Here is a 9,479-nt window from a genome sequence, read left to right as displayed (position 1 = left end):
TCTCCGCGGTCGCGATCGGCGGCATCTATCCGCTGGCGGTGCAGAACTTCACGGTCCAGCCGAGCCTGGCGGACAAGGAAGCGCCGTACATCAAACGGTCGATCGAGGCCACCAGGGCGGCGTTCGGGCTCTCCGCCACGGAGGTACGGCCGTACACGGCCGCGGTGACCGTGCCACCGGCGACGCTCGCGTCCGACACCAGCGCGCAGAACGTGCGGTTGATAGACCCGCAGCTGGTCTCCGAGGCCTACACCCAGCAGCAGCAGGTCCGCGGTTTCTACGACTTCGGCCCGAAGCTGGACGTGGACCGCTACACGCTGACCAACGACAAGCCGCAGGACTACGTGGTCGGCGTGCGCGAGATCAACGACAACGCGCTGACCACCCAGCAGCAGAACTGGCTGAACAGGCACACGGTCTTCACCCACGGCTACGGCATGGTGGCGGCCCCGGCCAACCAGGTCGTCTGCGGCGGTCTGCCGTACTTCGTCTCCGGCTTCCTCGGCGACGACCAGCAGCCCGGCTGCGCCTCGTCGTCCGAGGAGATCAAGGTCGACCAGCCCCGGGTCTACTTCGGCGAGCAGTCCAGCGAGTACGCCATCGTCGGGCAGAGCGACAAGAACAAGAAGACCGAGTTCGACCGCCCGCAGCCCAACAACAACAACGCCGAGGAGCGCTACACCTACGAGGGCACCGGCGGCGTGCCGATCGGCTCGTCCCTGCGCCGGCTGGTCTTCGCGATCAAGAACACCGAGAGCAACTTCCTGCTCTCCGACGCGGTCAACGACGATTCCCGGCTGATGTACGTGCGTGACCCCCGCTCCCGGGTGGAGAAGGTCGCGCCGTTCCTCACCATCGACGGTGACCCGTACCCGGCCGTGGTCGACGGGCGGATCAAGTGGATCCTCGACGGGTATACGACCGCGGCGACGTACCCGTACGCGCAGCGGATCAACCTGCAGGAGGAGACGACCGACGAGCTCACCAACCGGGGCACGGTCGCGCTCGCCCGGGACAACATCAACTACATGCGCAACTCGGTGAAGGCGACCGTTGACGCGTACGACGGCACGGTCACCCTGTACGAGTTCGACGAGCAGGACCCGGTCCTCAAGGCCTGGAACCAGGCGTTCGGCGGCAAGCTGATCACGCCAAAGGCGCAGACGCCGGCGTCGCTGGCCGCGCACTTCCGCTACCCGGCCGACATGTTCAAGGTGCAGCGCAACCTGCTGGCCCGGTTCCACGTCACCGAGCCGAACGAGTACTTCAGCGGCCAGGACTTCTGGCAGGTGCCGAACGTGCCCGACGACCCGGACAGCGGAGTGAAGCAGCCGCCGTTCTACCTGAACGTGCGGATGCCGGGGCAGGAAGGCACCCGCTTCCAGCTCACCTCGGCGGTCACCCCGAACAACCGGGACAACCTGGCGGCGTTGATCTCCGGGTCATACGTCGACAACAAGCCCGTGCTGGAGGTGCTGGAGCTGCCGGACCAGACCGCGATCCAGGGCCCGGTCCAGGTGCATCAGCGCATGACAAACAATGCGACGGTACGGTCCGAGCTGACCCTGTTGTCCAACAGCAATCAGTCCCAGGTGCTGTTCGGTAATCTGATCTCGCTACCGGTCGGCGAAGGCATGTTGTACGTCGAGCCCGTGTACGTCAAGAGCGGGCAACAGGACGCCGTACCGCTGCTGCAGAAGGTCCTGATGTCCTACGGCGACGGCGGCACGTACGTGGTGCTGGCGAACAACCTGAAGGACGGCCTGGACAAACTGGTCGCCCAGGGCAAGAACACTGAGCCGTCGACGGTCACGCCACCGGGTAACACCGGCAACCAGCCGCCGACCACCGGCAACGGGCAGCAGCCGGTGCTGACCGGGCAGCTCGCCCAGGCGGCGGCGGCGCTGGACAAGGCCATCGCGGACGTGAAGACGGCCCAGGCGTCGGGCGACTTCGTCAGGTATGGCCAGGCCCTGCAAGCCCTGGACACGGCGATGACCAACTTCCAGAACGCACAGAAGGCGGCGGGGGCGACCACCACACCGTCGACGGGTCCGTCGGTCACTCCGTCGACAGGACCGTCTGCACCGACTCCGAAACCCAGCGGCTGACCTGCTGAAATGATGCGCGGCCCGCCGGGTTACCGGCGGGCCGCGCCCATGTGTGGGGCAGGTTACGGGGGGTCGTTTTGCATGTAGGTCGGGCCGCAGGCTAGGCTTGAGATACGACGCGGGGTGGAGCAGCTCGGTAGCTCGCTGGGCTCATAACCCAGAGGTCGCAGGTTCAAATCCTGTCCCCGCTACCAAGTAAGTGCAGTTCAGAGGCCCTTCCCCGAACTGGGGAAGGGCCTCTGTCTATCTCATGGTCGCGGGTGGTCGCAGACGAGAAACACGAACGGTGCTGCGGACCCGATCCGTTGAGGGGCTGTGGATCTCTTGGCCGATGGCACGGAAGCGATGTGTTATAAGCCGCTCTGCCGCGGGTTGGCTCTACACAACGCGTCCACCTCCGCGGACATCAACACGCAGCAGCCCAGCAACCTTCACAATCGCTGTTGCGCCATCACGGGTGGGCGCTGGGGTCTCATCCATGAGACACCTGCTGGCGCGAGAGTCTCATATGTGAGACCTTCGTGCCATGGGTGGGGCTGCGGCATTGGGACAGCTCGCGGATCTGGCGGAGGCGCAAAGCGGGTTGTTGACCGCTCGGCAGGCCGACATTCGCGGGGTGGCTCGACGCGATCTGGCGCGGTTGGTGCAGACCGGTGGGATGGAACGCGTCGCGTACGGGGTCTACCGGGTGGCCGGTGCGCCACGTCCTCGGCTGCTTGAGCTGCGGGCGGCGTGGCTTCAGCTTGCGCCCGGGCTCGACCTCGATCGCCGGACCGTGGTTGACGGTGTGGTGTCCCATGCGAGCGCCGCTGGTGTCTACGGGGTGGGTCTGCTCGAACCCGCTCGATACGAATTCAGCGTCCCGCTGCCACGGCGGATACGCAGTCGCCGCGATGATGTGCTGATCCACCGGACAAGACTGACCGCTGACGAGGTGGGGTGGGTCGACGAGATGCTCGTGACGGTGCCCACCCGGATGGTCGCCGACCTGTGTGCGCAGCGCATCGATGGGGAGCATCTTGCCGGTGTAATCGTGGATCTGGCTGTCAGGCGGATCGTCGACCGCGACGAGCTAGCGCTGGCGTTGGCGCCGTACGCGCACCAGTACGGTGGTCAGGTTGGGGGCGGCGAACAACTGCTGGACTACCTGCTGACTTTCGCACCGGATACAACGTTCTGATGGCTCAGGAGCTTGAGATCTTCCCGTACGCCAGCGCGCAGGCATTCGGTGCGGCGCTCACTAATCGGCTCGGGGTTCTGGCCGGCAACGCTAGTCCTTCGGTGTCCCAACTGCGGCGGCAGTTCGCTTATGACCGGCTTCTCGCCCGGCTATTTACCGCCGCTCCACAGCAATGGATCCTCAAGGGCGGCGTATCAATGATCGCCCGGCTCGCCTCAGCCCGACACACTGCCGACGTCGACATCGTCGCCTGTGCAGACTCGGCCGATGCGGCGCTTGAGGCGCTACGCTCCGCTGCCCAAAAGGACCTGGGCGACTTCTTCACCTTCCGCTTCGAGACCCCGCGTGCATTGATCCAAGGCGTGCCAGGACTGCGGATCCCGACCGAGGCACGGCTCGGGCCACGACTCTTTGAACGCTTCGGCGTCGACCTGGTCACCGGCGTCGTCATCACCGGACGGCCGGAGGAGGTCAAGCCGCTACTGTCGTTGACAATTCCCGGACTGATCAGACCGAAGTACCGGCTATACCCACTCGTTGGACGGGCTTGGCGTTCCCGACGACGAGATGTGGCGGACCGGATACCAGACTGTCGCGAGGGATGTCCCAAGTGTTACCGAGAAGACGCTCGGAAACGCGCTCGCGCTCGCGAAAAGCTTCGTCGATCCGGTACTTGCTGGAGTGGTGGACGGTAGCACCTGGGACCCTGCGACGTTGGTCTGGCGACCGGGGTCAGAGCGGGCCGTGCGCTGCTCTCAGCTGGGTGATGACGGCGTCGGGTTCGGCGAGGCAGCGCCAGGCGGGGACCCGGCGCGTGGGTAGGCCGGGTCCAACCAGGTCGACCCGGGCCAGCGTGGTTCGGAGGTGCCGGCCGTGGTCTGTGTCCGCCGGTGCGTCGATGAGCACCGCGAGGTCGCCGGCCGGGCCGGTCAGCACGATGTCGTAGCGGTAGCCGTCGACCAGCACGGCGCGGCGCACAGCGAGGCCGGCATCCGAGGCAGCTCGGTGCAGAGCGTCCGCCGCGGGCAGTTGGCCCGGCTCCGGCGCGGGCTCGTCGTCCTCGCCCCTGGCGTAGCTCGACAGGATGCCCTGCTGTCCCGACCACCATGACTGGTCGCCGACGACGACCAGCATCGCCTTCGCCCGCGTGATCGCGACGTTCCACAGGTTGGTCTCGTTCACCAGCCAATTGCGGGTCGTGTCGGCGATGCCGTGCGCGCCGACCGGCGAGATCACCATGATGTCGCGCTGGCCGCCCTGGAAGCGGTGCGCCGTGCCACACACGACCTCGTCCTCGGCCCATCCGGCCGTGGCCAGCGCCCGCTTCAGCCGGGTCTGTTGCGCCGTCAACGGCGTGACCACCCCGAGCTCGGCCTCCGGGAATTGCGCCCGAAGCTCATCCAGTGTCGCGATCACCGCCGTGACCTCGGGCTCGTTGTATCCGGATCCGCTCGTCCCCCGCTCGGCCCGACCCGGCACATGGCGCCAGACGACGGCGGGATCGGCCTGCGGGGTCAGGGCGTGGGTCCGGGTCAGCACCACGAGACGGCCCTGGTAGACCTCGCGGTTGGGCACCGCGACGATCTGCGGATGACATCGGTAGTGCTCGTCGAGGAAATGAACGGCAGGTGCGGCGGAGGCAAAGGCGTCGTACGCCGAGTAGCTCGTGAAGGACAGCCTGCGCGCGTCACACCAGGCCTCGCCGAGGCCCGCCGCACCACGGTACGCAGCGTCCTCCTGACTCGGCAGCGGCCGTACCGGGGCGAGTTGGCGAGGGTCGCCGATGATCAATGCCCGCCGGGCCCGGAAGAGCATCGGCAACACCGCCGCGATGGTGCAGGCGGCGGCCTCGTCGATGACGACGAGGTCGAAAATCGCCGGCTTGGGCGGCATCTTGCGAGCGGACAGCGCCGTCGTGGCCCACGCCGGCAATACCCGCAGCAGGTCCTGAAACCGACTCCAGGTGCGCGGCGGCGAGCTGGACAGGTCCTCACTCCGCCGCTGAAGGACAGCCGTACCGCCCCGGACGCGTCGCGCCACCTGAGCGGCGGTCAAAGCCCGGCTCAGCCGCGGTCGATCCTGCGCCGTGAAGGCCGACAGCCGTCGCCACACCGCGTCCGCGTCTTCGAGAGCGGCCGAGGCCTCGTACGCCGTGAACCACCTCAGCTCCACAGTGACCCGGCGCGCGAACTCCTCGAGGCCGGCTCGGTCCACCACGCCGTACGTGCGCAGAGCCCGGCGGGACCACCAGCCGAGCCATCGATGGCGGAGTCCGCGATCGGCGCGCCGGACGAGACGGTGCAGGGCTTGACTCTCCGCCGGCAGATCGGGAGCCGGTGACGTCTGTCGCTCGGTCGCCAGATCCCACAGGTCGCGTTCGAGGAAGGCCCGCTCGTCCAGGCTCGTGCGGGCGGCGTCTATGCGGTCGCCCAGTATGCGCAGCTCGCCCGCGGGCGTGTGCTCGTCGAGCACGGGACCGTTGCCGTGGGTGGAGATCAGTTCGGCGAGCAGCTTCGGTTCCTGAGCGACGTACTGCTTGTTACCGCTGCGGATGAGCAGACCGGAGCCCATCGTCTCGTCGCACCGCTTCGACACCTCGTCGACCGCCTGATTGTTGGTCGACCCCATCAGCACGGTCTGCCGTGCCGCGGTGACCGTCGCCACCAGGGCGGTGACCAGCTGGCTCTTGCCCGTACCCGGAGGACCTTGCGCGACCGTGAGCCGCCGCGTCATCGCGGCCCGGATGACTCCTTCCTGCGCCTCGTTGAGCTGGTCGGGGGCGACGATCACACACGGCGCGTCCGGTGGCAACGTCCCTGCGCTGTCGAGGGCGAGGGCGCCGAGGGCGGTGCCCGCGATCTGGCCCGGGTTCTTGGCGATCTCTCGGAGGTCGTCGATCAGCTGTTTCTCGGCGGCTTTCGCCGCATCGACCGCGAAGAGCACCGCGCAGTTCTGCACCCGCCGCAGCGGACCTTGCCGAATCGGACCCGCCAGCCGCCGGGGGTCCATCGCCCCGACCGGCTCCAGGTCGAGCACCTGGCACAGCTGTCGCATCGTCGCCGCCACCGTGGCGGGATCGCCCGCCACGAAGGTCTCCTCGATGCGTGTGTCGATCTCGTCGATCTCCTTGTCGGAGAGTCCGCGGTCGGCGGCCAGCGCGGCGTTCAAGCGTGGCGGCAGGGTGGTGTGCAGGACGCCGTCCGGGCCTACCGAGGCGTCGCACTCCAGCAGCGGCGCGAACTGCAACCGGCTACTACCGAGCACGGATCGGCGTACCGTCACGGCGTAGCCGTACCGCAATCCGCCGCCGGCTGCCGCGACGTTTCGGGCCAGGGCGACGGCCTGATCGGGCATGCGCGGCGTGGCGCCGGCGCCGAAGACCGGCTCGGGGCCGGCGGGCATCGCGGTGTAGCGAGTGTCGTCGCGCAGATCGACGAACGAGCCGAGCAGTGCCGAACGTTCGACGCACGAGATGTAGTAGTGCAGCAGCTTGCGCCAACGGTCGGCGTCAAGGGGCACGTCCGCGTCGTCCGACGACTGCCCGAGGGATTGCCGCGGCAGGCCCGCGCCGTGATCCTGGTGGGCGCGTACGAGGGGGGTCGGCTCGACGACACCCTCGCTCGACTCGGTCGGACGCTGCTGCTCGCCGCGACGCGCAGCCTGTTCTTGGACGAAGTGCGACAGGTCGTGGGTAGTGAGCCACTGGCTTGTGCCTCGGGGGACGGCAGCGCCACGCATGCCGTCCAGCAACAGTTGGGTGAAGACGGACGGAGCGGCGTCGTCGTCGGCGTAACTGGCGCGGCCGTGCGAACTGGAGGTGAGAATGAACGTGCCCGCGTGCCGCAGACCGCCTCGCGGTTCCTCCCGCATTCCGCCCCGAAACCGGCGGCTGCCTCGGAACGCACCGGAAAAGCAGCAGTCAAGCAGGACGACCTTCTGTTTCGCGTACGTCCGCGACAGCATGTCCTTGAGGATCGCCTCCGTGTCCACCGCGGTCGCATGGAGCCGGTCCTGGTGAGTATCGGACGCGGCCAGAAACAATGACTCTTGATCGGGATGCCGCAATCCGTGGCCGGAGTAGTACAACACCGCGAGGTCATCGTGCCGGCGGGCGCCGAAGAACTGCTCAATCCGATCCGCCATGGCATCGCGGGGAAGGTCGAGACCAACCTGGACGTCATCGAAGTCGCCGGCATGATCGAACGCCGCCCTGACCTGTTCGAGATCGTGCCGCACTGAGGGGAGATCGGAAAGACTTCGGTCGGCGAGGGAGGAGGCCGTGCCGAGCAGGAGCGCAAAGCGTCCCATCAGCGACGCCGCCGGCCGGCGGCCGGCGAGTCGAGCGCCGTCTGCATGGCATCGATGATGCGGGCGACCTCGTCGCGGGTCGGCTGGTCGATGTGCAACTCGATGTCACCGACCTTGAGGCTGGCGCGCCGGTTCTCGTTCCGGCGCAGAAATGCCACGACCGTCTGCACGACGGCTTGCGCATAGTCGGGGTTGGCGGTCGCCGCGATCGCCAGGACACCGGCGACGATCTCTCCCGCGCTCTTGGCGCCAGGCGCCGAAACGGCCGGCACGAAATCGACCGGCCCGATCTCGCGCAGGTCGAGGGCGAGTTCCCGGGTGCGACTGAGAAAGGCGTCCTCCGGCTCCTCAGGAGGGGATGCGAACGTCACGGTTACGAATTCCGGCGCCTGTTCCACAGCCGTCGACCCTAGCAAAATTGACGATCGTAAAACTGTCGGCTATCTGACGGTCACGGCCGGGAATCGTGGCTATGGCCGTTTCCAAGTCGGCCTGAGCTCGGACGAAATCCTCGGCTTCCAACGCGATAATACCGAGGCATATGGCCGGTCCTTGCTGACCCAAGATTCAGCGCCTGGGGCCTCTACGCCGCGCAAACGGGAAAGTCTGCGGATTTCCGCCGAGCTGTGGTCCGCAGGAACCTACTATTTCGTGCCGCCCGGGATCCCCGGAAACAATGTTTCCTGGCGCGTACGTCGGTATCGGGCGCTCCTGCTGCGGGGGCCGTTCCCGATCAGGTCTACTGTTCCCTCTTCCCGCATGATGGTCAGCCAGCGGCGGACCGTCTGATCGCTGAGTCCGGTGCGGACGGCTAGTTCGGCTCGTGAGAGGGTCTCGTCGCCGAGGGCGGCGAGCAGTGCCGGGCGCCGATCTGCACGGGGCACGGTGCCGGTAACGCGGGAGGCCGGGCGCGATACCAGGCGGTATTGCGCCCAGCGTCGGGTCCCGCTCTGGGCGACGAGCTCCCGGGCGACGAGATCTTGGAGTTCGGCGGTTGCCACGCGTGAATCGACGCCGGTTGCGGCCCGGTAAGACCGGTTGTCCAGTATCTCTTCTTCGCGAAGGATCGCCAGAGCGACGCACTGGCTGTCGGTGAGGCCCTGCTCGCCCAAGCCGGCGATCCAGCGGAGGGTCTCTTCGGACAACAGCGTGTGATTCGGGAAGGTGACGATGAAGGACGAGACGCGGTCTTCGAACCGGGGCGGGCTCATGCCGGCGCTCAGGAGCGCGTCGAGCATCGCGCGAATGCCGGAGCCGCGGTTTTCGCAGACAGTCCGTGTTTCGCCGGGCAGTGGAACGTCTTCGAGCAGTTTTATCAGGGTGGCGTTGCGTGCCGAGGAGATCCCCTCTTCGCCAAGGCTGTCGACTGTGACCGGGCCGAACAGGCCACCAGGGCTCTTGATTACGAGGCGGTCGGGGTACATCTCGACTTGGATTTGGGTACCCCTTGCACTTCCGGACAAATCCCGGTGCACTAGTGCGTTGACGACCGCTTCGCGCAGTGCGGTCTCGGGGTACTCCCAGATGTCCTGACGGCCCGCGCCCGTTACCACTGCTCGGCGCGACATGTTCCGGCGGATGGCGGCCAGTGCATCGCGGGCCATTACCGGTATCGGACCTTCGAGGGCAACGTTGTCAAGGAAGCGCTGACCGGTATGGGGCTTCGCGCCCGTGGCGGTCGGGTAGTGGACAAATGTGAGCATGAGCTGTGGGAATTGTTCCTGAGGATAGGATCCGAGGGCCAGTAGGCCTGCGAGCGAGACCTCATCTCTGCCGTCCGGTGCGGACACGAGGACCTTGGCCCGACGCAGGACGGCGATGCGGTCGAGGTCCTGGAACGCGTACGGCCTGCTGGTTCGCAGCCGCGCGATCAGGGCATC

Annotated in this window: 6 protein-coding genes and 1 tRNA gene; 4 read left to right on the top strand and 3 right to left on the bottom strand. The window is 67.2% G+C overall.

The annotated features are described in order from the left end of the window. The 4 genes from DMB66_RS56125 to DMB66_RS56110 all read left to right on the top strand — a co-directional run. The coding region (locus tag DMB66_RS56125; protein ID WP_125812194.1) for a UPF0182 family protein at positions 1–2,111 on the top strand (2,111 nt) is incomplete at its 5' end. Between the two features lie 117 nt (positions 2,112–2,228). After that, a tRNA-Met gene (locus DMB66_RS56120) sits at positions 2,229–2,305 on the top strand. A 332-nt stretch (positions 2,306–2,637) separates the two neighbouring features. Continuing rightward, positions 2,638–3,291 carry a type IV toxin-antitoxin system AbiEi family antitoxin domain-containing protein gene (locus tag DMB66_RS56115; protein ID WP_125812193.1) on the top strand — a complete coding sequence of 218 codons (654 nt, stop codon included), beginning with the start codon at positions 2,638–2,640 and terminating at the stop codon, positions 3,289–3,291. Further along, positions 3,291–3,986 (top strand): nucleotidyl transferase AbiEii/AbiGii toxin family protein, encoded by a 696-nt coding sequence (locus tag DMB66_RS56110; RefSeq protein ID WP_125812192.1) that lies wholly within the window; start codon positions 3,291–3,293, stop codon positions 3,984–3,986. Before DMB66_RS56115 ends, DMB66_RS56110 begins: the two co-directional genes overlap by 1 nt. Positions 3,987–4,023: 37 nt before the next feature. On the opposite strand, the gene DMB66_RS56105 is transcribed toward DMB66_RS56110, so the two are convergent. From DMB66_RS56105 to DMB66_RS56095, 3 genes are all read right to left on the bottom strand, one after another. Continuing rightward, on the bottom strand, positions 4,024–7,599 hold the full coding sequence (locus tag DMB66_RS56105; RefSeq protein WP_125812191.1) for an AAA domain-containing protein: 3,576 nt from the start codon (positions 7,597–7,599) through the stop codon (positions 4,024–4,026). After that, entirely contained in the window at positions 7,599–7,997 is a 399-nt protein-coding gene (locus DMB66_RS56100; protein WP_125812190.1) for a hypothetical protein, read from the bottom strand. Before DMB66_RS56100 ends, DMB66_RS56105 begins: the two co-directional genes overlap by 1 nt. 246 nt (positions 7,998–8,243) lie before the next feature. Next, the coding region (locus DMB66_RS56095; RefSeq protein ID WP_125812189.1) for an ATP-binding protein at positions 8,244–9,479 on the bottom strand (1,236 nt) is incomplete at its 5' end.

Source organism: Actinoplanes sp. ATCC 53533 (genome assembly GCF_003947245.1).
Note: the sequence above shows the minus strand (reverse complement) of the source record. Positions and strands in the feature narration are given on the sequence as shown.